Below are 25409 nucleotides of genomic sequence, written 5' to 3' on the forward strand. Positions count from 1 at the left end.
ATATACTTGAAAAAAATCAATCATTAATTGCATTAGATCGGGCTAATGATTAGCTATAAAAGACAATACCACATGATTATATGGCTAATGTTCTGATCGGCTATAAAATTTGTTTAATTAATACAAAGCCAACAAACCAACTTAAAGTATAAAGCCTGAAATCTTATAATAATTTTTATTTTTCTGCGGTGGTTCTATTAGCTCCATTGTTATTATGTCACTTTTTTTTAAAGATTTAACATTTAACTAATATCTCTTATTGAACACAGCCAAAGACCGTTCAGCGAAATGCGAGAAACTACCTATGCTGTAATATAGTAAAAATTTTACTATGAAAGCTATTTTTGACTTTATCTAGCTATACACTGATAAAAGCAAGAAATGATTTCAAACTTTGCTAAAATAGAACAATAAAATTTTTAACGGTAAATTATTAGTTTTTTTTAATTTTTATCCATAGCAATTTTATTGTCGGCAATAATAATTTTATTTGCCATCTTAAAACAAAAATACTGCTAATAAATTTAGCTAGTTTTGTCACATTTAATTTATTCTATTGCCAGTAGCTTTTTACATACTATTCCATTAGTAAAAGTAATCTAGATAAACACAGAGACATCATGATAAAATGTGGATTTTATAATTATTTAGCTTGCAATTATCTTCGATAAGATGTTTCCATATAGCCATGGATGATTAAATTTTTCTTTATTCAAATAACTTTCTGTATTTAACTAAAGCACTTTCACATTGATTCGCTAAATATTTTCTCGTTGCATAGTAAGTTGCGATGCAGCTTGTCTTGATAACAGATAAATTTATTTAATAGTTTGTTATTTATCCGTTGAGACCTAATCAATACAAAATACCGCGGCTCGCATGTGTATTTTTCATCATTTTTAATATGATACTTTATCATAAGGCAATCAAAGTCTAACAAAGTCATCAAGAGTATTCGTGATACTAAGCATAATCATCTTTTATCCGGTAGAAGTATATTTTTAAATTAGGTTACAAATCCTGTAGGTGCAAAAAGCAAATAACGTTTACTTCAACACAAAACACTCTAGATAATTATCTGCAACCAAGATCGTTGATGTTACTACTAAATTTTAGGGGCAGCTACCTATATAATAATAACTAAGTAAAAACAATTTTCCAGTTAAGAAGTTAATATTCATTAGTTACTACCAAATTAAATGCCTACTTAGCTAAGCATAGCATACCTTAATATTATTAATTTTACTCAATTTACTGAATATTTTTGATATCCAAATTAATCTGCACACCATTAGTAATCATACTAAATACTTGTGTATTGATTACTAAAATACTATCACTTAACACTAAAAAAGAAACTGAAAAGTAACTATACAAAGCCAGTTTTAGGACTTAATTTCCTTTAAAGGTCAATTAAAAATAAAATTTATCAACGGCAGCAAGCAGTAAACATTATTGAGGAGGAACATTTAACAAAAATTAATTATGCGCAAATTAGCATTTGCATCGATTAATGAGAACAATATTTTACCTTTTAGTATCAATATATTTATTGATATCATTTAAGATATACTTTATTCGGATAGTTATAAACTAACGCTATGTCTATAATTCTAATATTTACTGTTCTTGCTGCCTTACTTTCTTTTTTTGCGACAAAAGCAATGCTGAATATATTACGACATTCAGCATTGCTTGATTATCCGAACAATCGTTCTAGCCATGTGATCCCAACTCCACGCGGAGGAGGAATAGCAGTAATCGCTACTATTGCAGTTACGGCTATAAGCTGGGATATGTTGTTTGGACAGACTAATAGTAATCTCAGCATCCTGCTTTGTGCCACAATAGGACTCAGCGTTATCTCTTTCATTAACGATCTGAGCAACCTAACTGCTAGTTTACGTCTTACTGTTCATGGCATAGCCGTGATAGTAGGACTTTGGTCCTTAGATGGTCGTGGAGCTTTTGCAGCTTATCTACCGCAAATAGCAGACATAATATTAAGTGCAGTAGTTTGGCTTTGGTTTATAAACCTTTATAATTTTATGGACGGGATAGACGGCATCGTTGCTAGCGAAACAGCATTCATTAGTTTCGGCATCGAAGGTCTTACTTATCTCGGGCTCGCTCCTACCTCATTACTAAACTTAAGTGTCTCTATCTTTGGGGCTTCTTTGGGATTTTTAATGTGGAATTGGCATCAAGCAAAAATATTTCTTGGCGACTCAGGCAGTATTCCTCTTGGCTTCATAATTGGTTATTTACTAATAGCCAATTCAAAACTAGGAGGTGCGGGTTTAGTAGCTTCTTTGATTTTGCCACTAGTGTTCGTAGTAGATAGTTCAGTAACACTGCTGCGAAGAGTAGTTCAAGGAAATAAAATAACGGAAGCTCACCGAGAACATGCCTATCAGTTGGCTGCTCGGGCTGGTTGGAAACATGACCGTGTGTGTTTAATAATATTAGCTACTAACGGCATTCTTATGATTTTATCATGGGGGGTATTATTAATAAATCCCTTGCTTTCACTAGTTTTTGGAATAATTGTATCTTTGGGATGTTTTTTCCTTTTTCTAAAGATTGGCACTCAAGCTCAAAAAACGGCATAAGATTTATTTTTTCAAGATAAAACAAAACATGCTAATCTATATACTAATAAAATAATTAGATAAATGCTCATGAAAGAGAATATCTAGTTGGTCAGATTCTATAAGACAAGCATACGCGTATCAAAATACATATTGCAAATCAATTATTATTTGCTCTTACTCGCTTGCAAAAATATCAAAATCAATCTTATTATACTTATAATAAACCAAGTCTTATTAAAAATAGGCATAAAATAAACTTAATCTAATCTCATAGGTATTTTTATTTTATCTACTAGTAGATCAATCTTAGTCTATTCAAGTAATAGTAATTATAAACAGTAAAATATATTTAATCATCCTTATTATAGCACTATTCGTACAAAAAAATAATAGTTTTCTTTTGAGGGAAAATTATCTCATTCTATATTTAAATAACATTATCTTTTAACATGTTAATTAATAATTCTACTTGTATTAGACATGCAAAGACAATGTAAAATTTACAGCGGCGAAAATCTGAACTATTATTTTGTTAAATCTATCATTCTACACTCTCTGTTAAAGAGAGTAAGCGAGACTAGTCGGATAAAAATCTAAATCTCATATAATAATAAAATTAACTTAATGTAGATCAGATATTTATCTATTAATTCATAATAATGGTAATATTGTAACACAATCCATTGTTATTTACTGCAAATTTTGCAAATTGATTTATCATAAATAAAAATCTTAAACATTTTCGACGAGTTATCCATTTTAGCTGTATAAAAGGTTAGTTTGATTGTTACTGCTTGATCAGATATTATGTTCCGCATTACTTATCAAGTATCTAAATATTACCATTATACATTATTTAGTAATAAATTCTATGATAAAAAATCAATAATACTTAAATATAAACTTAATATCTATAATATATTATTATGTTTAATAAGTTATTTTGTTAATGTTAAAATTAACTAACTATTTTAAATAGCTGAAAATTTTCTATTAGAAATATACTTCTATTTAATTTTGGTTAGTTATACTTGAAAAGGTAATCAATCTTCCAAAATTACAATTAAGTAAGTTTTGCCTCTCCCAATGACGGCCAGAAGTATATCGATTTAAAACTGACAAACCTGTTATGCTAGAAATCGCTAGTTATTTTTGTTAAATTTAACCATAACCATATAATGCAAAACATTACCAATACAGCAATCAGTAAAATTTATTTTTATAAAAATGTCTAAATAAAGCGTAATTAATAATATTCAATAGTTAATATACTTTAATGAAGAAAAGTAATCATCATATCCTACAAATTATCATTGTATGATGAATTGGATTGTTAAAATAAGTAACATTATGTATTTTACTTATAAAGTATTTTATTTTACTTAAATTATATTTAGCAATATATTAGATGAAATATTTGACTAACATCTCTCTAACGAGAGATGGCGTTGATATTTTTAATTTTTCTGTGAATTAGCTATACATAATGAAATCCTAATCTATAACGATCTGAATCGCATCATCGTATGATGTGTGAATTATTTGTAATCTCACTAACTTTATGACTCAATATATGAAAGCACGTGCTTTCCAACGTTCCCTGTTAATTTTCGCCCATGACACAGTACTGGCCGCGATTTCGTTTCCATTAGCACTATACGTGCAAATTGGGGAACAAATGCCCCTTTGGCCAATACAGCTAATTCACACTTGGATACTAATCTTTACCTTCGTTGCACTTGGAGTGTTTATTCTAATGCGATTGGATATTGCAATATGGCGCTACACCTCAATTGTTGATCTAGGACGTATTGTACAGGCGGTGGTAATAAATATTTTCTGCTTTATCTTATTACAGTCAATCATTACTAGTTTTGATGCCTTACCCAACTCATTCTCAGTGATTGAGGCTATTATTTTATCGATCTTATTAATTCTTCCACGTATAAGCTATAAAATGCTAAAGGATGGCACTATTGCAGGAATGTTCAAGCATAAAAACACACATGGGAAAATACCAATTCTATTAGTTGGTGCAGGTGATGATGCTGACTTATTTATCCGCGAAACCATTCCGCGTTATCGAGTACCGTATACGGTAGTAGGTATTATTGATAATCGAAATTCCCGAACTGGAAGGCAAATTCGGGGTGTACCAATCTACGGGGGAATTAGCCAAATAAAAGACGTGATCGAAAAACTGAGCACTCATGGACTACGTCCGCAGCGTATCGTCATTACAAGACGTACACTCAGTAGTGTGACGACACGCAAGTTACTCCAACAAGCGAATGCAATAGGCATCCCAGTAAGTCGTATGTCTGTCTTGGGTGCTTTGGAAAGTGTTGACAAAGCCGGAAAGCAATTGTACTTGCGTCCAATTAATATGGAAGACATGCTTGGCAGGCCGCAAGCAATTCTTGACCGTCCCTCTATGCAAAGAATAATAAAAGGGAAAAGAGTACTAATTACCGGGGCTGGCGGTACAATTGGATCTGAGTTAGTTCGCCAAATTGTTGACCTTAAACCGACTTGCATCACTTTGGTTGAGCAGTCAGAATACGCCTTATATCGTATTGATCTGGAATTAGCAGAAATTGCTTCAAATCTACATTATACTGCGATGATCGGTGACGTACGTGACCAATCAAGAATAAACGAGATTTTAAAAGCTACTAAGCCAGAAATCATCTTCCACGCTGCTGCCCTAAAGCATGTTCCCCTAATGGAAAATAATATTTGCGACGCTGTTCTAACCAATGCTGTTGGTACTCGCATTATCGCGGATGCAGCTTGCTTTACAAGGGTTAAAACCGTAGTAGTAATTTCAACGGATAAAGCAGTTAACCCAACAAATGCTATGGGGGCTACTAAAAGGCTCGCTGAACACTATTGTCAAGCTCGCGACCTAGAAGGTGGTACCCGTTTTGTAACTACACGCTTTGGTAATGTCTTAGGGTCAAATGGCTCTGTGGTACCGTTATTTCAACGGCAATTAGAACATGGTGGGCCATTGACTGTCGCACATCCAGATATCACACGCTATTTTATGACTGTGCGTGAAGCGGTAGAATTAGTCTTGCAAGCTGCTTCTTTGGAGAATGAGCGAGGTGGAATCACTGTACTGGATATGGGAGAGCCAATAAAGATCATTGATCTCGCATCTAGAATGATTAGACTAGCCGGGCTAACTCCTGGAAAAGATATCCAAATAGCTTTTACGGGACTTCGTCCCGGAGATAAATTACATGAAGAATTGTTTCAAATGGATGAAACACTAAAAGCTACAAAAATTCCTGCCATACGGCACGCACAGCCCCGCACTACAAATCGTGCATTTATACAAAGTGCTATGAAAGAACTGGAAGCCGCAGCTTCCTCAAGACAAACGATGGCTACCATGCAAATCCTAAGCCGCATAGTCCCAGAATATAAATTATGTATGCTTAAAACGAAAAATTGACTATAAACCAAACTTGGCCAGGAGAATATATCTGTAATTCGATTTATTTTTTTAATTTGTTACTTCTAGACAGCAAACAGTAATCAGCTTATCTTTAATCTCTTGTACAATCAATATATTATCTTTTACTTTAGAAATCCAGAAATAAATTGTAGATGATCTAGTTTTTACATGATTATTATTAATTAATATTAAGATGCATCATCATTCATAATTTTATTAACATAAATTGACCTATTCCACTAATAAATACTAAAAATTAAATATTAACCAAAGATTATTGGTAGTAAAACAATAATAATTTAGATTAAAAAATCTTTCTCTTATTAGAGATTATTGCTTAATTAATAAATCAACATACATGCTATAGTCTAGCGAGGTAGTATTAATCAAAATGATTAAAAATAATTACGCGCTATATTAGGATATTTTTATTTATAAGCGAAAAGATTATTAACAATAAAATAATTATTTTATTGTTAATAATCTAACCAACAGGCATTTTGTATGCAAATATCCTTATGTCAAAACTATGTTGCCATTATAAAACACCAAATTTACATTTACATGCAAAAAAGTATGTTTTTCAGCTAAACAATTAGCTAATTACTAGTATGTCATTCACAGAATGAAATTTTTATCAGATAAAATTAACTTAACCTTTGATATTTATTAATTTATATTTTAATAAATATCAAATTATTTAACTTAAAAAAAGTCTATGAAACATGTATTGTTCCATTTTTGCTAAAATTTATTCAATATCAAAGTATTGAAATAAACCGATGTTAAACTTACTGTTGTTCAACATGATTCTATCCGATTTAATATTGAAACAACTGCTTGAAAATTAACAAAAATTTATGCTATAATACAACATTTTATTGCTGCATAATATTATTATTAAGTCTTGATTCAGATACGAACTATGAAGTTTAATATAGACAACCAGGATATTTTGCAAATTATTGAGCACAATCCAAAATTCAATAGCAATTTTGCAGAAAATTACAAGTGATTAAATTTATTTATGAAGTTAACCAAATTAGTACGCATAAGCATACAAGAAAAATCTACCTGAATAGACAGGTCAAGAGAAAAAAATCAATAACAATATAGTTTTTGTTTAAATATAAATTTGATAAAAGCCATATTTTAAGACATTAATTATTAAGACACAATACTGATTAAGAGGTATAGATCTCTATTAAAAATACAGGTATGGAGAATAATTTAAGCTATTACTTAGTTGATGCGCGTTGAAGTTTTTTCAGATTAGTAAGATTGTCATAGATTATTTTTAATAAATTGCGTGTCGTTATGCAGTTTAAATGAAGTAAGTAATTAAATGATAAATCACCGTAAACACTTTTTGTTTCTTAAATAAAACACAAAAAGATTAAATCTCACATTAATGATCCTATTAATAATTAGATGATTAAATCATCGATATGGCCAATTTCAATCTTCTAATTTGTTGTGCAAAAATGAGTAAGAAATATTTTATAATAAGCAAATATAATATTGCGTAATAACTTTTTATAATTTGTAAATTCCATTAGCTTAGCCCTCAATCTTATAAGCTTTTCTATGATAGTATAGTTAATTTACTTAATAAGTAGTTAGTATTTTAGTACAAGATAGCATACTTCATATATCTTGAATAAAATAATAATTTTCTTTAGTCTAGAATATTTCTAACAATAAATCATTATCTATACGTTTTAACTTTATTGAAAGTGGCGTGATTTACTAATAACAAGATAATTAAACTTATCAAAATAAATCAAATAAGCTACTAACTTCTTCTGAAGTTAATAAACAAACTCTTATATTTCATTAATCTAAAACTAAAATAATATAACTTTAAATAAAGTTCGATATCATTATAAATAGTATTTATATAATTCAGTAAAATTGAGCATAGCTCGATAAATAATTAATTTACTATGAAGTAATTTGTGTATAACTAGTTATTTTTATTTATTGGTAAATAATGATTATTAAAAATCAAGTAAATAAAAAATTTTTATAATTAATATTGTGTCAAATTTAATAGCATTTGATTATGTATTTAAAAAAAAGAGAGCTCTTATTAGATTGCAATAAACAATACTAACATACTGTTATCAATATAAAGATTGATATTGTTTGAGGAAATTACGCTATAAACTATTTCAGCTTCTGAAGCAAGATTAGTACCTAGTTAATCTACGTTAAATCATCTTATAAAAAAAGATCAATTATACTTATCGTTACTAACTGTTTACCTGCGAAAGAATACGTCTTTACTATGCCTTGCAAGGCAAGTATCATTTTTGATATGAAATCATAATTATTAAATTAACTCAAGAATTGATCCCTAGATAAGCAGTGTCATTAAATATGACAATCAGCGTAGCTAAGATCAAAGCTTTTCAAGATACAACTATTCATCATAAAACTTAATCATAGAATCCTATGCGCATAAGTACTAAAGTCTACAAAGAAACGGTTAGGGTATTTAACACCGTGTCTTATGCTAAAATTCCGGCTTAGTTATAGATTTTCTCGGTTAAACTAATCTTAATAATGAGTTTTTAAGAGTAGTATGATTCTTTGATTAGTTGCTTGTATGCAAAGGAGCAGCAAACTGTATACGATACTCACCGGTGATGGGAAATCGCCAATGTTATCTTTGTGTGTAATAAGGAGATGGATCATGATCAACTACTCGAAAACAACTCGCAAGCGTTCTCTCGCCAAAACCTTGACCTGGCGAGCAATGGCAACATTAGATACATTCCTGATCAGTTTGATGATAACAGATAGTTTTGCTTGGGCCAGCTCAATCGCTAGCATAGAAGTGCTAACCAAGATGTTTTTATATTATGGCCATGAGCGGTTGTGGTCACGATTTGAATGGGGTATCGATTGATGCAATTTAATAAACAGCACTAATATCATTGCTAATGAGCATAATATCCACGATATTATGCTGACTGATGTCACTTATTTATAGATTTTTGGCAATTTATTACATGTATCCAAGGAATAACGTATTTATTTTACACTTAATTATATTTGCACTGATAATAATTTTCAGATTTTTATTAAGAAATTTTAATCAATTATTTCATAATATCCTTTGAGATAAAAATTATCTATCATTAATATTCCACAGATGATGATATGGTATACTGTAATATCGTAGTTTAATTATATTTTAATGTTATTATTTATTTAATATTATTTAAGTTGTCATAATCTTAAACTTAAGATAATGCACAGTAATTTACATAAATCGAAAGCTTACTAAGTAGTATTTTGTCCTAATTTTGATAATATATTTTTTTTCTAAAAATCAAATGATTAAAAATTAATAAGTGATATGGTTTCTTTTACATATAATCTTTTAACTTTGCTAACCTAAGACAAATAATTACAATTTGTCCTAATTACTAACATAAGCAAATAATATTTAAATTATGTTATGATTATTACTATATAGAGTTTTAATAATCATAAAATGTACTATACTTGATAACTTCAGCCATTATAAGAATAATTTTTTTAATGCTTCCCCTAAAGAACTAATCGGGTTTAGCAAGAATTCCTTTTATTCATCAAACAGATAAACGATTTAAAATAAACTAAAATTAACTTATTAAGTCTAATCAGACTTTTTGTTTGGTGCTTAAGCATATCAACAAGCAGATTAGTATATTTAAAAGATATAATTAGTTAACTGATTAATTTAGTTAATTAGACTAAACAACAACAACAACAACAACAACAATAATAATAATAATAATAATAATTAACTGAGAGAAGTAAAAATTATTTCAATATTTTAATATATCCTTAATTAACTTAATAAAAATACTACTTAATCTATTTATAAATAAAGTTTTATAAGTGAGTAAGTGAAATATTAGTTGCTAATTGCAATGGCTGGGGCGGCAGGATTCGAACCTGCGAATAACGATATCAAAAACCGCTGCCTTACCGCTTGGCTACGCCCCACACAAAAGATATAAGGAGAGACTCACACTATAAACATTAATTTAGGTATAGACTACTAATTAAGTATTATATTACATCTTTTAAGGAATGCTAAACATTTCTTTTGCCAACCTAGAACAAGTAATTATTTTAGGATATGATTGAAATGTAACAAATAAAACAACTATGTATAATGTTTAGTTAAATCAATACATCGATTCCAATAATTACATGTAATATTTAATTGAATTAAAGATTATAAATATATCATATACTGCGTATAGCTATATATCTTTAAAGTTTTAACTACTTGAAGTGTTCTTTAGTATATAAAGCAACAATATTTACCCGAATAAATCCTTTTATATTAACAAAGGAATATAGTAACAAAGGGAGATTTTAACTAGCTAAATATTAAGATTATTTAATTAAATAGATTTAACATAAAAACACCTTATAATTTAATCTTCACTAGTGAAGCTAAATACATGCTAATTTATATTGTGATTTATTAAAAATAAAATTATCGTTGTTGTGACAATTGTATAACGAGTTAATTTATGCATTAGCTATACCATGGTTAATTCCTGTCTAAAGAGTTTATAAATATTTCTGAAGAAAATAAGGACTATTATGATTTAGTAACTAAATCACTAATTCATTGTCTTAGTCTATGATTAATATCTCTTAGTTAAAGAAGGATTTTTGCCTAATTTTTGTATTTAAATTTTTTACAAATTTTTAATTTGGATTTACTGCTGCACTGCACATCCTTAGTTAATCTTAGCAAGAGTGATGAAAAAAAGTATTTATTATTTATATAAATAAAGACTTTTATTATTCGCATTCAAATATTAAGCAATGAATTGCCCTTTGGAAGGACAATGATATACAACCACTTCTACAATGTAGGGCTAATGCTATATAAATCACAATTATACTTTATTCTTCTGTTAGATTATTAGTTAAGGTTAAATTATTGATCTAAGAAATAACCGTAATAATATTAAAGTTTTATCTAGGATAATCATATTTTTATAACAACACTAGTCTAGAACTTTTCCTATAAATAAAGTTTTTATTTTGATAAAAGCATAATATCTTTTCTTCTTCTTTTAAGCGAACGAACTTAAGATATTAATATTTAGAAATTTTTTATTAGACACAATGCCTGCACTCAAATAAGACTATTCGTACTTGGATTAATCGTCGAAAAACTTTTACTTAATGATCAAATTTCTGGCAGAGCAGCGTTTTGTAACAAGCACCCTATCGCATACTTTGATTAGCTATTACAGTAGATTGTTATATAGAATACTCTTAATAAAATATTAAGAGTATTCTATATAACTTCAGCAAGAAATATTTGGTGAGATACTCAGTATTTAAATGGAAAAATAGCTATTTAAAACTATATCATATTAAGGCGAGAAGAAATATTCTTAAGCATTTCCTATTTAATTCCTTGTTTTAATTATTAAGATATTATTTAAATTTATTTATTTAACTAAGCTTAAAATAAGCATATAGTAATTAATTATTTTAAACCTAAACTTTTAGAAAATTTTTTTAAAAGTAAATAGGAATTTAGTAATTTTTGTGCAATAATTATTGCGTAATGCTTTAATCTACCGTATTAACTTACACAAGTAAATTAATACATTTTATTGCCTATTAATAACGTAAAAGAGAAAAACAAAGGAGCGAAATTAATTGTTAATGAATAGTAAATTCATTATAACTTGCTTTGTGTCAATTACAGGGATATTTTTTATCATCCCTATTTTTCCATCAATGAGTCAGAGCATTGATAATCCTCTTGCCCACTCTTCATCCAATAAGACAGATTATAATGAAAATGTCGCTTGCACTGATTCTCGGGTTGCTATGAGTAAAGGTATTTGCATTGAAAATGCATTTTCGCGAGCTAGTGTAGGTTCCCTCGAGAATGGTGTAGCCTTCTTAACCATTAAGAATACGAACATTGAAATAGATAATCTTATTGGAGCAAAAACTCCGATTGCTGATCTAGCAGAGCTACATACCCATCTGAATGAAAATGGCGTAATGAAAATGCGCAGATTAGATTCAATACCTGTGGCAGGTAAAAGCGTGGTGATTATGCAACCGGGCGGTAATCATATTATGTTGATGGGTTTAAAGAAGGCTTTAAAGAAAGGAGATAGCTTTTGTTTAACTTTACTGTTTGAAAAAGCAGGTGAAATTACTTTTAATGTACAAATTGGAGAAATTGATGCGATGTCTAGTCCAACTGCTGATTTAGTTAATAATATACGATAATTAGTAAATCGATTATCACTTAAATTTTTCCTGTTATTATTCACATATTGCCTTACTGCACTAAAGATTTTTGCTTGTAATTTATTATTCTATCTTCTGATAGAATGCCCTAATAAAAAATGAACTTACATTTTATTTTCTGTGTATTGCCTAAAGAAGTAATTTTATCTTTTGATTAAATAAATAAATCAACAATTTATTTATTGTACTAAAGTATAGCCCTATAGGCATATACTTTAGTACAATAATGGTTACGTTTTTACAATAAATAACTAATATTTAGATGAGTTTTTTACCTTGTGCAATAAGATGTAGTATCTTAGGTGTGATTTGATTATACATTGCCAGATTTTATAAAATTTTATAGCATTAGTAGCGATTAATAATCGTTTAATGATACTATGATTAATTAAAATGGTGTGAGTGATTGGCTTAGTTTTTTTTAATCAATATATAACAAACGAAGCTATTTGACTAGTTGAAGTTTGATGATTGCGAAATGTAAAAAGTAGAAAAAATTGAAGATAAATTAGTAGTTTATTTATTACTTTTAACTCAACCGGAAATCCTGCATGGTATTTGTCTCAACAGCAACATAAAAATTATCTTCTGTTAAGTAAATTAAATTTCATTCTGTAACATTACTAATCACACTTTTTAGGTGGATATAGTGTTCCGAGCCAATACGGCCGAGTAGTTCAAGCTGAGTCTTAAGATCATTCATGTGCTCTTCTTCGTCTTCGATAATCTGAACTAGAAGCTTACGGGTTACATAATCGCGAATCAATTCTGCATCAGCAATAGCACTTTGCAGAAAGTGTAAAGCATCAACTTCAATCGCAAGATCATACTCAATAATTTCCTTAACATTTTTTCCTATACGCAAAGTGTTTAGCGTTTGTAGGTTAGGTAAGCCATCGAGAACTAAAATACGTTTGATTAACTTATCAGCATGCTCCATTTCCTCAATGGCTTCGTGATAAGCTTTCTTCGAAAGATTATCTACTCCCCATTCTCCCAACATGCGTGAGTGTAAAAAAAACTGACTAATTGCCGTCAATTCATTTTTAAGAATGCAATTTAGATGTTCAATAATTGTTTTTGTACTTTCCACGATAAATCCATCTCCATATCATTTAAGTGAGAACTATAGTATAATAATTAAAAAACACAAGCAATGCAAACATAATGGATATAAACTATGCTAGATCACTATATAGAACAAACAATTACTTAATTATTTGACACAATTTTTAACTTATTTTAATGAATGAATGTGGTCACACCATTTACCAATAATTGTCGTTATTTATTTAGCGTAAAAATGAAATAAAATTTGTTAAATAATACAAATGAATATGAAAAAAAGAATAGATTATGTTATACTTTAATAACAAAAATCAAGATAGGCAGAAGCCTATATATTAAAGCAATCGAAATATTTTACTTAAGCCAATGCAAAAAATGCATTAAATAATAAACATAAAATATAATACTACTATAACCAGCACAATAAGCGTTCTAATGGATGACTTTAGTAAAGTTTATAATATAAAGTAAATTTTACTACTAAAAATATTTAGTTATTATTTAATTTGATATGTTAAACTGATGAATACTTTACTTATTCTAAAGTACCATTAATAACTAATATCCTAGATTCAAACCCAATTTTTATTAAAAATAGAAAGAAATCTTGACAATTGGATTGATTGAGCGTCTGAATAATTTTGCCAGTTAACTTAAATCTTAATATTTCTGTAGATAAAATCTCTTCGTATCTTCATAATTTTTACTGAGAAAATGATGAATTAGTGCTGAAAATCTTAAGGTTTGGCATAACACAACAATGATATTACCGCACAAAGATTGTTTACGATTTTGAGTAAATAACCTTTGTGGATTTAGATATTTGTCATATATGCCTGTGCGTGAGTGTATTTCAAAAATAAATACCCCTAAAAAATTCTTCTGCGAAGAAGTAAAAATTGAGATCTAATTAACTAAGCGCTAGGTATTTCTTAAATTTCAATAACCTGATTAACCGCAGATCTTTGAATGACGATAAGATTTAGTTTTTTAAACAACTGCTGAGTATTAACCACATGACTTCTCCTGATTTGGTTCATATTTCCCGAGCATTAATATCCGTTTCCTGCAAAATTGGTCTTACCGAGTTTGCATCAACCTTGTCGCATATGGGAGTTGAAATTCTGTCTACTGGTGGCAGCTCCAAGAAAATCGCCGATGCTGGAATTCCAGTAGTAGACGTGGCAAAAATAACTGGCTTTCCGGAGATAATGGATGGGCGTATAAAGACGTTGCATCCATTGATTCACGGAGGGCTACTTGCTCGGCGTGATAAGGATGATCACGTTGCTGCTATGAATGAGTATGGAATATCTCAAATTGATCTTTTAGTAGTTGATCTTTATCCTTTTGAGATAACTCAATCTCGTGGAGTAGGTTACGATGAAAGTGTGGAGAACATTGATATTGGAGGACAAGCTATGATTCGTGCAGCCTCTAAGAATCATGAGTTCGTAACAGTTATAGTAGATGTGGATGATTATGGCCGGTTGCTTGATGAAATGTACGCACACAATGGTTATACTACAATGGCGTTCCGTCGCAAGCTAGCAGCTATCGCTTATGGCCGTACTGCATCTTATGATGCTGCAATTTCCGTTTGGTTAGCCCGCGAGGCAGGCGAAATATTCCCACGTCGTTTTACTCTATCCGGCTTTTCTCCTCGGATGCTCCGTTACGGGGAAAATCCTCACCAGCAAGCTGCTTTTTACCGTACAACAGAAAAAAGATTTGGAGTATCTAATGCTGAGCAAATTCAAGGCAAAAAGCTTAGCTATAATAACTTGAATGATACTGCTGCTGCTTTTGAATTGGTGTCTGAGCTAGAAAGGCCAGGAATTGCTATCATAAAGCACTCAAATCCATGCGGCGTAGCTGTCGCTAATTTATTGAGCGAAGCTTGGGATGCTGCCCTCGCTAGTGATCCTATTAGTGCCTTTGGTGGCATAGTTGCGGCTAATCGCAAGATAGACTTTGTTACTGCAACAAAGATTGCTGCGATTTTTGTAGAGGTAGTCATTGCACCGTATTTTGATCAAGATGCATTAGAGGTTTTTATAGAAAAAAAAAATCTACGGGTACTAAAAACTGGCGGTATACCTGATCCGACGTCTTCCGGCCTCATTATTAATAATTTATCGGGAGGATTACTGGTTCAATCCCGTGATACGGGAAGGATAAATCAAGATGAGCTGAAAGTAGTTACTAAGCGCTATCCAACCGAAGCGGAAATACGTGATCTTTTGTTAGCTTTTCGTATTTGTAAGCATGTAAAGTCAAACGCTATCGTTTATGTAAAAGACGGATCTACTGCTGCTATTGGTGCAGGACAAACAAGTCGGATAGATGCTGCTAAAATTGCCGCTTTAAAGGCTAAGGAAATGGCTGAAGTAGCAGGCGAGTTGAAACCACGTACGTTTGGCTCGGTTGTTGCTTCTGATGCTTTTCTTCCTTTTATAGATAGTTTGATCATTATTGCTGAAGCTGGAGCAACTGCAATCATTCAGCCAGGAGGATCCGTTCGTGACAAAGAGATTATCACTGTTGCCAATGAACGCAATCTTGCAATGGTTTTAACTGGCATGCGGCACTTATTTCATTAAAATGCAAGACAGGCATAGTTTTATGATATACATTTCAATTAGTTATGTAATAGCCATAAATATTTTTGCTTATCTAAGGTTATGATTAAATCAACTTACTCTGATTAGATTAGTCTATTAAAAATAAATATTAGTTAGTTTATCTTTTAAAATAGTTTCAAGATAAATTCGTTAACGTAATTATAAGAGCTGTGAGTAATGAATCCATGCTGTACTGTTATATAAATAACAAGTCTATTAGACTAATTTTTCTATATACGTGTTAGTAAATTCAATATAAAATAATTTTTATGACAAGAGAAATGTTTTATTACAAAGGCTAATTTAGCCAGTGCTATCCTTTTGAGGTTTTAATAAAAGATAAGATTGTTATCTACAAGCTATTTGGCGAAATGATTATAGTTATATTAAAAATTATTTTCGCTTGCACTCGATTAAGAATTTTACGTTAAAATGTTCGCAATCTGCTAAAATCAGCATTTTATTTTTTTAACATGATTTAAACAGCCAATTACCTAGTGTTGTATTAAAAACTTAATGAGCAATAGGCTTAGCCATACTTGAGATAATTTATTTAACTACATTACTGAATTTCTTTTAAAAAGAAACGATTGTTTAAGATTTACAATACATCCAACCTTGACAGAAAAAAACTCCAAGCTCATCGATCTTATAGCTTTGCTGTATCAGCTTATTATTTTTTGTTAAAATTGATGTGATTTTTCAATTATAGATTTGTCGTATTTATAGAAATTGTATACTTAATTACTAAGTAGTACATCACAAAAAATAATGACACGATAATGATAATAGCTTTACATAATTATTTGATCTAATTTATTTGCTAGTTGAATAATAATTCAAGTGATGAGCTTTTGTTAGTGTTACATTCAAATATTTTGGTATAATCATACATTTCTACGTTTAGCTAAAATGAAATTAACGAATTACTGTAGCAGCTGGTAATTATATTTAGCATTATTAATGCATTATTTATTAATAGCTGTCAACAAATATAAATAATAGTAAGAGTGGAGTCAGGATTGATTTTAAATTTGAAACTGTATGATAATTGATTTCATTTTTGAATGATTGTTTCATACTTAACAGTTAAGTTAATTTCATTTACACAATTTATCTAAGAAAATAGGCATTTTACCTGCATGTTAATAATTTCTCATTTTTAATGTTAGCTTAATAAAAAGCTATTTAAATTTTAAAAAAAAGAGACAGACAATATTAATTGCTAATGCTAATAACTCTAGAAGATCAATACAATTTAATATTGCGTATTTGCTGAATATTCTAGCCTACCCTTGGATAAGTATATTTATTCGTGGATTATTTATTCAAGAAATTTTTTTTCATTTTATACATACAAAGCAATTAGTTAATATAACTATTTTGCTACTGGCAATTAAAAATTTTATTTTATAAGATAGTTTTATATTTTCTATCGACTAGAGTGATTTTTCTCTCACACTAAAGTCGCAGTTAAATTTATCAAACAGGAATAATCGTATTAATATGGACAAACTTTAATAAATAAGTTTTTGTTAAAAACGTTATGCAAAAAAAATTTGCATCTCCAAGAATTTTCTTTACTAAAAAAGTAGAAGATTCAGCTAAGTTTTAGCTTATCATTATATATTTCTAAAAATCTTGAATTTACTTCAAAAGAAGTACATTTAACGCTTTAATACAAAAATTAATAGCTAATCTTAAAAAGCTGTATAGGTATAGGTCTTAGTTTGCTTTTGCTCGTCGATTACTAACCATTAAACAAACACTAAACTAAGCTTTATAAAAAAGGTTACTTACTTAAAGTACCGTTATTAGCTACAAATAGTAACCAAAAAAAATTAAAAGATTTCATTAGCAATAAATTAATGCAAAAACATACATAGCGGAGTAAAAAGCAATAATCTGTAATCGATAAAAATTAGCTCTAATTTACCAATGTATTTATATATTAATGCAACAAAACAAAATAGTGAAAAATATTAGCTAGATTTGCTATTATCTATTACGTAATTTGATGGTTAAAATATTTATTTGATATTAATTTATCTGAGCAATTTTTAGTTTATTAAACATTTACATCTTTAATTTTAAAAAATTAATTTTTTTGGTATTGATGTTGTTATGAAAGATGGCCTTCTTTCAAAATCCCAAGACAACAAGTTTATCTCTTAGTTCAGGGGATATTTCCATACAGTACAGTTTATAAAAATGTTGGTTTATTTAAACTCATTAAAATTTATCTACCATCAGGTACTTAGATCTTATTGCACGTGGCTACAAATATTTAACCTTTAAGAAAAATGTATTTTTATTTGCAGTTATAATATCTTAGATATTAAGGAGAATTTTAAATAACATAATTAACAATGTAAAAATTTGATGTCTACAAATTAATACATAAAGATCAGTTTTATCTAGAAAAAGTTTTATTCATAAAAAATTTCTTAGAAAGACTATAGTAAAAAAATCTTAAGCTAGCTATACATAATATGTAATGATCCGGGTAAAGTTTAATTTGATCAATTTCTGCTAATAACAATATTATCGTATTTATTGAAATAATAATATTGCTTTGCCCTACAAAGCAGAAAAATAAGTCACTATTTTTTAATGATAAAAAGATTTAACATTTTAATGCAATGAATATACCAATATCTAATAAAATGCTGCATCATACTTATAGTAGATAAAATTTACACTATAGGATACTTCGTTACTGAGAAATTAAACTAAAATTATTGCTTTAGCAAAAGGTTTAACTAAAACTCCTTAAACTGCCACGATAACAGCATCTTCCTAAAGCGAAAACAATAATTGTCTACAATTAATGAAGAATTAATATATCAATTATGGATAGAATAGGATAATCTTAGAATTATAATTATTAATTAGTGTATATTACTTTCTAGTCAAGTAATATACACTAGAATATACCAATCCCTTCCCAAACAATAGGCTACCGCTATCGCAATCATCCTATTGTTTTTCTTGATACATTAACAAGCTAAACAATCAGTATCCTTATAAAGATTTACAATTATGCACAACAAAAGCAAATGGTTAATGAGCTAAAAGCTAATTAACCTATCCTAAATAATTTTTACTATATTACTCCTCAATTTAACTATGTAAAAAACAAAAGCCTAGTTTACAATAGGCAATATTACTCAAAATACTTTGCATGAAATCTTCTATACATATGCAATAATCCTACTATGTTCATACGTTGATGACTGAATATTCTATAGATATGAAATAATTAATAAATTAGGTATAATAATTTATAGCATACAAAAGATTTGAATAGCTCCGTATCGAATTATGGTTTGACTTAAGGAATCATAAAATGCCAAAAATGAAAACAAAAAGCAGCATAAAACGCCGCTTTCGTGTAACTAAGTCGGGAAATATTAAAGGCAATGGGGCATACAAGCGTCATATGTTGCGCAGACGTTCCCAAAAAATGAAGCGACAAGCTAGCGGAACGTTTCTATTATCAGAATCAGATCAAAAAATTATTAAGAGATTTATGCCTTACTGCTGAGGAGCAAATAGATGGCAAAAATTAAGCGCGGTACTACTACACACGCACGGCACAAAAAAATACTAAATGCAGCTAAGGGATACTACGGCCGTCGTAAAAATGTATTCCGAATTGCTGTTCAAGCAGTTGAGAAGAGTCGGCAATACGCTTATCGGGACCGACGTACACGTAAACGCAATTTTCGAGCACTATGGATACAACGCATTAATGCTGGTGTACGCCAACACGGCATAACTTATTCGCGTTTTATGAATGGCATTAGGCTTGCGCGCATTGAGCTAGATCGTAAGATTCTTGCGGATTTAGCAATTCATAACCCTACTATATTTAAAAATATTATAAAAAATGCTGAAAACGCGTTAAGCCTTAATGAAACTAGCTTATAAATACAATAAGCTAGTTATCTTAAATTTATGCGTTCTATGTATCAACTTAAAAAAAAGGTACCAAAATAATATTTTATTATATGCTCACAGATTAAAATTAAGCCAGAATAATCATAAGCTAAAATGGCTTTTAACTGATTAATTATCTAAGGTAGTTTGTTGTAAAACATATTTATCATTCTTTGTTATATTCCCTCAGAAGCAAATTTTTAGATAAAAATTTGCTTCTGAGGGAAGAAATTATTTCAATTTATCTTCAGTAATTTAAAAAGCAAAAATATAACCTTGTTAATAATTTAACTGATTATCTTTAGATTATGAATAAATACTATAGTAATCCTGGTGTAAAAAATCTAATCTAACTATTGATAATTTACTTTTAACTAAATCAGAGCAAGCTTAGGAACAATTGATGCTACAACTTTTACATAAAAATCATGCTTATAAAAAATACAGTAAATAATTTAATATATTCAGATTAAATTATTTACTTCTAAAATGGATATACATGAGAAAATTAATAATTATCATGCACTCTAATCAAATAAAATAGTAAGTTAAATTTTTTCATAATTTATTTTACTTTATATATAAAAATTTAACTTACTTAACAGCCAGTCTAAAATTATCACTAGTATTTTAAAATCAATAAGGTAATTGAAAAAATGTATTGTTAATACACATTAAATTACTATAAACTAAATTGTTTATAGTAATTTGCTAAATAAGCAATAGTAAACAATACATTACTGGCTCTAACAGCAACAAGTATTAATCAAAACTATAATTAGTAGGCATAAAAATACCTAGCTTTATGGTCTTTTTATCTACGAAGCATTACAAGAAATTAGCTCTTACTAGGATAAGGATTAATTAACTAACAAACTAAAACAACATAGTTAATTTTAAAAAAAATTAAAAAGATCAGCTTTACAAGCTTTGTTTAATCGGTAAAGTTCTCAATTAAATTTAATTAGTTCGCCAACAAAGACATAATAGCTTAACAAAAGGACTACAGAAGATCATCTAACTTTATTAGCAAAATTACTAATATAAAAGTATACCTAATGAGTCAGCTTCCAGCTGAAGATAGATAAAAGAATTATTTTAATACCAAAAATACTATTAAAATGCTAATGTAAGACAAATAATCTAAAAATAAACAACAATTTTTTATCTATCTAAGTTTTTTCTAGACTTTAAACAAGTTAAATATAATATTACTACTTCCTCGGTTAAATAAAAAACTAATCTTTTTTAAGTTATTAATTTCCTTAATGGCAGAGAAAATTAATTTATAGTTATCTAACTTAATTATCTACTCAACGAGCAGTCATAACTAAAGGTACACCGCTAGCTGGGCCAGCAACCGCATCAATTAGTTTGTGTTTAGGTGGGCGTGTGCCCTCACTTAGCAAAACATCGTACCCTTCCACTAAAATTGCTAATGCAAGTTTCATTTCAGTCAAACCTAAATTTGCACCAAGACAATGTCGCACTCCTCCCCCAAATGGAATTGATCTTGACTTAGCAGCTTTATTATCACCCAGGTATCGCTCGGGTCGAAATATATCAGGTTCAGGGAAAGTTGTCAGATTACTATGAGCAAGAGGCACTGAAAGGCCAATAACTGTACCCTCAGGTAACATACGTCCAGCAAGATGCAATGGTTTTGCTAACTTACGTCCAATCACTGGCCCAATTGGTCGCAATCGCAATACTTCTCGACAAACCGCGTCTAAATAATCAAGACGAACTATTCTATCAGGATCTGATCGCACCGAAGCAAGCTCATCCCTAAGTCGAGCAAGAATTTCAGAATCAGCATAAACATGCCAAACTGCCCAAGTTAATGCTTGGGCAGTAGAAGCGTGTCCAGCAGATAAAAGAGTAAATAGTTGGTCACGCAAACCATCTACTCCCAAAGCTGCATCTGTAGATTCCTTTGCTGCGCGCGCAATATCTACAAAAGGATGAGTATCATCTTCAGTTCGAAAAGTAGCATTATCTATTGATTTTGATATAATATGATCTACAGTAGCTCGTGCTCTTTTCAATCGTCCCCAAGGAGACCAAGGACCAAGATCTACCTGTAAAATTGGTAAAAAATGAAGCATGAAGCTGGCTTTTGATTGCAAAGCGGCATAGGCTACAGCAAAACGAGCCTCTTCTTGCTCTGGTAAAAAACCAATAGCGCTGCGTAAGATTACATGAAGGGTAAGCTGCTTGGCTACTTCAATCATCAATACGCGCCGTCCGCTAGACTTGGCATAAACACGTCTAGCAATATCTTGAATAATAACACCATTGTTTTGGCGTAAAGGATTCATAACCAACGGTGCTACCTGCTTTCTAGCCGCGGAATGGGCCGCACCATTTAGTCGCACTAAACTATAAACCCCCATCACTTCGATACCAACATCCAATACGCTAAATGCATCAATTGGCAAGGCCAAAACCTGGATAATAGAATTTGCATCCCCGATCACCATCATGCGCATGCCAGGTAAGCGGAGAGTAAATGGATCACCATAACGTGCAGCAAAGGCTCGATGAGCACCAACTGGATCGGCAGCAAATTTCATCATCGGTCCAATTAGTCCACTTGGTCCAGGTGGAAGAGTAGTTGTCACAGTAACTTCCCTTGATAAGTTGCACGTAATGGGGTTTTAGGTCCAAGCAAAAAGCCAGTACGCAGTAACATTGGAAATTTAGTATCTTGTAATTCAACACGACAGGTTTTCAGTATTGTCGCGAGTAGTACCTTGAGTTCCATCGGGGCAAATGTATTACCGACACACACCCTCTCACCACCGCCAAATGGATAGTACTCAAAAGCAGTGTATCTCCTATCCAAAAAGCGGCTTGGATTAAAATCCCAAGGATTTTCATAAAGATCAGGATCAAAATGTGTTAGCCAGACACAAGCACAAACCTGTGTTCCTTCTGGGATAGTATAGCCCATCAACTTAATAGGCTTAGCTACCAAACGCAAAACATCTGGTACCGGAGTCCAGAATCGCAAAACTTCCTTAATCACTGCGTTCATATACGGCAAATTATGAACTGCATTTGGATTTACTTCCAAATCAACATCAGCCAATTCCGACATCAATCGATTATACACATCTGGAGTTCCCAATACTGCCTGTAATGCCCAGCCAAAACTAAGTGCTGAAGTTTCATGACCAGCAATTAGCATTGTAATCATATTATCGGCCATCTCTATGTCGCCAAACGCAGGAGAACCGTCATCTCGTTTAGCTAATACCATGTGAGCTAGTAATCCTTCATGCTTGCTAGGATCAGCACGAATATCGGCAATAGTTTGCAGCAATAAGTCTTGAAACTGCTGACGCACTCGAATAAACTTACCTTGAGAAGGCACTGCTGGATGTAATAAACCCATCATTGATGTAACTAAAAATAGCTTATTGCTTAATTGCTCGGAGAATGCTCTTACAGCTTTCTTACGCTTTTCAATTCCAGCCCGATCATGAACACTAAACAGTGCTCGAATAATTATCTCGAGGGCAATAGCCATGCCTTCTTCGACTAAATCCAGTGATTGGCCAACATGCCAAGTTTCTATACGCAACCGAGCTGCATTGACCATCTGTCCAGCTAATCGCTGTAAAGCTTCAGCACGCAAACCAGGTGCAAGCAGAGCACGCTGACGGCGATGTTCCGCGCCAGAATGGCCGGTAAATGCCTTACCGAGAACCTGTTTTTGCGCTTCAACTTGAAGCGGTAAGAAGCAATCGGTTGGAGATGTAAATATCTGTTTTACTCCTACTGGATCAGCAGTGAAGACAGTTTTTGCAGAGGTTGTAACACAAAAAGGATCACCATACTTATCCTTCATTTGTGAGAATAAATTTATCGGATCACGCAAATAGCCGATTTTGCTGAACAGTGAAAAGCGTGGTCCTGGAGGCAACTTCATGTGAGGAGCAAAGTCAGTGGCATTTATTGTCATCTTTTGTCTTCTCTCAATGCGAGGATACTAGTTAGTAAGAAACCGTTGATTTAGTATTCCTAATGCCGTATCGACCCGGCTACAATAGAATTTTATAAATTCTCTACTCTGAGAGAAATTATACCAAAATTTATAGTCAGTCATTTGATATACTCTTAATCATTAACTTCCTAAATATAATTCTTTCTCAAACTTGATGAATAATAATTGTACATATCACTAAATGCAATTTGGAAAGCATTAATTCGTAAAAAATAAAGCAATAACTGGTGTAGCAATAGTAAACCCCACTTGCCTTAATCTCAAAATAAAATTGCTGCCCTTTCCTGAAGATTTTACAAATTTAGCAAGTCAACATCAAAGTTAAATTCTCATGAAAATAAAACTAAACCACACTTTCCTAGATAACGCTCACAATATAAATTGGCAATATTCAATATGCACAATAAACTGCGATCAAAGCTTCCACTTAGTTAGAAACTAAAAGATGTCTTTTCCCTATTACAATCAATTAGTCTAACAAATATAAATAAATCAATGTAAGACATGCTCGTAAAGAATTCACTCAACAGTCTCAGCAGTTCTAATTTTGTTAAAACAAAAATAACCAAAAGTTAAATATTATTATTAATAAATATGAATTTAACTTTACTAATGGCAAGCAGTAAATAGTATCTTCTAGATATTTGATGTTAGTATTTTTCACTGTTAATGCTTTACTTTAATTGATCTTCACACGGGAAGAATAGTTTAGATAAAAAATTTATCGCCTTATCGCCAAACCTACTCCGCTTTCAAGATTAGCTATTACTGGAATGCATTGCACAAAATAACTTAGCAATCTAACAAACTAATTATAAACATACTAAACTTTAAATGTTTAATAAATTTCTTTACTTATAGCAATTACACTTTAAGTTTCTTATTAACCAGTTACAATCCTTAATGTAGTAGAATACTATTCGATATGAATTATACACTACAATGTATTAGAAAGCAAAGACAAAACTAGAAATTCTCTAGCAGAACCAGACAGAAAAATAACTTGCTTAAGCTAGGTAACTGAGCACGGCATGTTGTAATTATTAAACAAAATTTCTTTAAACGATAATGGCTGTAAAAAATAAGTTTTTTAGATGAAAAAACAAATTTCATCTTAGACGCCAAAGAATTATTGCATTTATTAATTTATAAAAAACTCACAAATATAAGGAAGAAAATTTCTTTAGTGATTCACGATAAATACTATAAAGCGACTATATAAATTTAACAAATTTTTGCTTCTTAGAAGCTAGATAAAATCTACGCTCAATTATTAAATTAACTTGTAGTTTATTAATCATAAGTTCCCATCTATCGGCAATGGATAATAGAGCTGCTGCAAACTTTGCTTTTTATAAAATATACCTGAATTTGGCATAAGTTTGTATAAGCAATTTATT

10 protein-coding genes and 1 tRNA gene are annotated in these 25409 nt (G+C 30.5%); 7 read left to right on the top strand and 4 right to left on the bottom strand.

Annotated elements, in window-relative coordinates; translation table 11 throughout:
• The first annotated feature begins 1601 nt into the window (after positions 1-1601).
• The 3 genes from A1OE_RS03290 (at position 1602) to A1OE_RS03300 (ending at position 8974) form a co-directional block, all read left to right on the top strand.
• Positions 1602-2612 carry an MraY family glycosyltransferase gene (locus A1OE_RS03290; RefSeq protein ID WP_015088898.1) on the top strand — a complete coding sequence of 337 codons (1011 nt, stop codon included), beginning with the start codon at positions 1602-1604 and terminating at the stop codon, positions 2610-2612.
• A gap of 1555 nt (positions 2613-4167) precedes the next feature.
• Complete coding sequence (locus A1OE_RS03295; protein WP_148276843.1) at positions 4168-6057, top strand: polysaccharide biosynthesis protein; 1890 nt, start codon at positions 4168-4170, stop codon at positions 6055-6057.
• A gap of 2701 nt (positions 6058-8758) precedes the next feature.
• Positions 8759-8974, top strand: a complete 216-nt coding sequence (locus tag A1OE_RS03300; protein ID WP_044283285.1) for a DUF2061 domain-containing protein — start codon at positions 8759-8761, stop codon at positions 8972-8974.
• A gap of 1013 nt (positions 8975-9987) precedes the next feature.
• On the opposite strand, the gene A1OE_RS03305 is transcribed toward A1OE_RS03300, so the two are convergent.
• Positions 9988-10062 (bottom strand) — tRNA-Gln (locus A1OE_RS03305).
• A 1773-nt stretch (positions 10063-11835) separates the two neighbouring features.
• Between A1OE_RS03305 and A1OE_RS03310 the strand changes: the two genes are divergently transcribed.
• Complete coding sequence (locus A1OE_RS03310; RefSeq protein WP_052312392.1) at positions 11836-12342, top strand: copper chaperone PCu(A)C; 507 nt, start codon at positions 11836-11838, stop codon at positions 12340-12342.
• Positions 12343-12970: 628 nt separating this feature from the next.
• Here the strand turns inward: A1OE_RS03310 and bfr are convergent.
• On the bottom strand, positions 12971-13456 hold the full coding sequence (gene bfr, locus A1OE_RS03315) for a bacterioferritin (RefSeq protein WP_015088908.1): 486 nt from the start codon (positions 13454-13456) through the stop codon (positions 12971-12973).
• 991 nt (positions 13457-14447) lie between these two features.
• On the opposite strand from bfr, the gene purH reads away from it, so the two are divergent.
• The 3 genes from purH to rplT all read left to right on the top strand — a co-directional run bounded on the left by purH (position 14448) and on the right by rplT (position 19988).
• Positions 14448-16034 (top strand): bifunctional phosphoribosylaminoimidazolecarboxamide formyltransferase/IMP cyclohydrolase, encoded by a 1587-nt coding sequence (gene purH, locus A1OE_RS03320; RefSeq protein WP_015088912.1) that lies wholly within the window; start codon positions 14448-14450, stop codon positions 16032-16034.
• Positions 16035-19404: 3370 nt separating this feature from the next.
• Positions 19405-19602, top strand: coding sequence for a 50S ribosomal protein L35 (gene rpmI, locus A1OE_RS03325; protein ID WP_015088915.1), 198 nt, complete (start codon positions 19405-19407; stop codon positions 19600-19602).
• A gap of 11 nt (positions 19603-19613) precedes the next feature.
• Positions 19614-19988 carry a 50S ribosomal protein L20 gene (gene rplT, locus A1OE_RS03330; RefSeq protein ID WP_015088916.1) on the top strand — a complete coding sequence of 125 codons (375 nt, stop codon included), beginning with the start codon at positions 19614-19616 and terminating at the stop codon, positions 19986-19988.
• 1322 nt (positions 19989-21310) lie between these two features.
• Here rplT and A1OE_RS03335 read toward each other — a convergent pair.
• Positions 21311-22621 carry a cytochrome P450 gene (locus A1OE_RS03335; RefSeq protein ID WP_044283287.1) on the bottom strand — a complete coding sequence of 437 codons (1311 nt, stop codon included), beginning with the start codon at positions 22619-22621 and terminating at the stop codon, positions 21311-21313.
• On the bottom strand, positions 22618-23967 hold the full coding sequence (locus tag A1OE_RS03340) for a cytochrome P450 (protein ID WP_015088919.1): 1350 nt from the start codon (positions 23965-23967) through the stop codon (positions 22618-22620). The genes A1OE_RS03335 and A1OE_RS03340 overlap by 4 nt, the downstream gene beginning before the upstream one ends.
• Between the last annotated feature and the right edge of the window lie 1442 nt (positions 23968-25409).

The sequence above is a fragment of the Candidatus Endolissoclinum faulkneri L2 genome, from assembly GCF_000319385.1.
Classification (GTDB): domain Bacteria; phylum Pseudomonadota; class Alphaproteobacteria; order Thalassobaculales; family Thalassobaculaceae; genus Thalassobaculum; species Thalassobaculum faulkneri.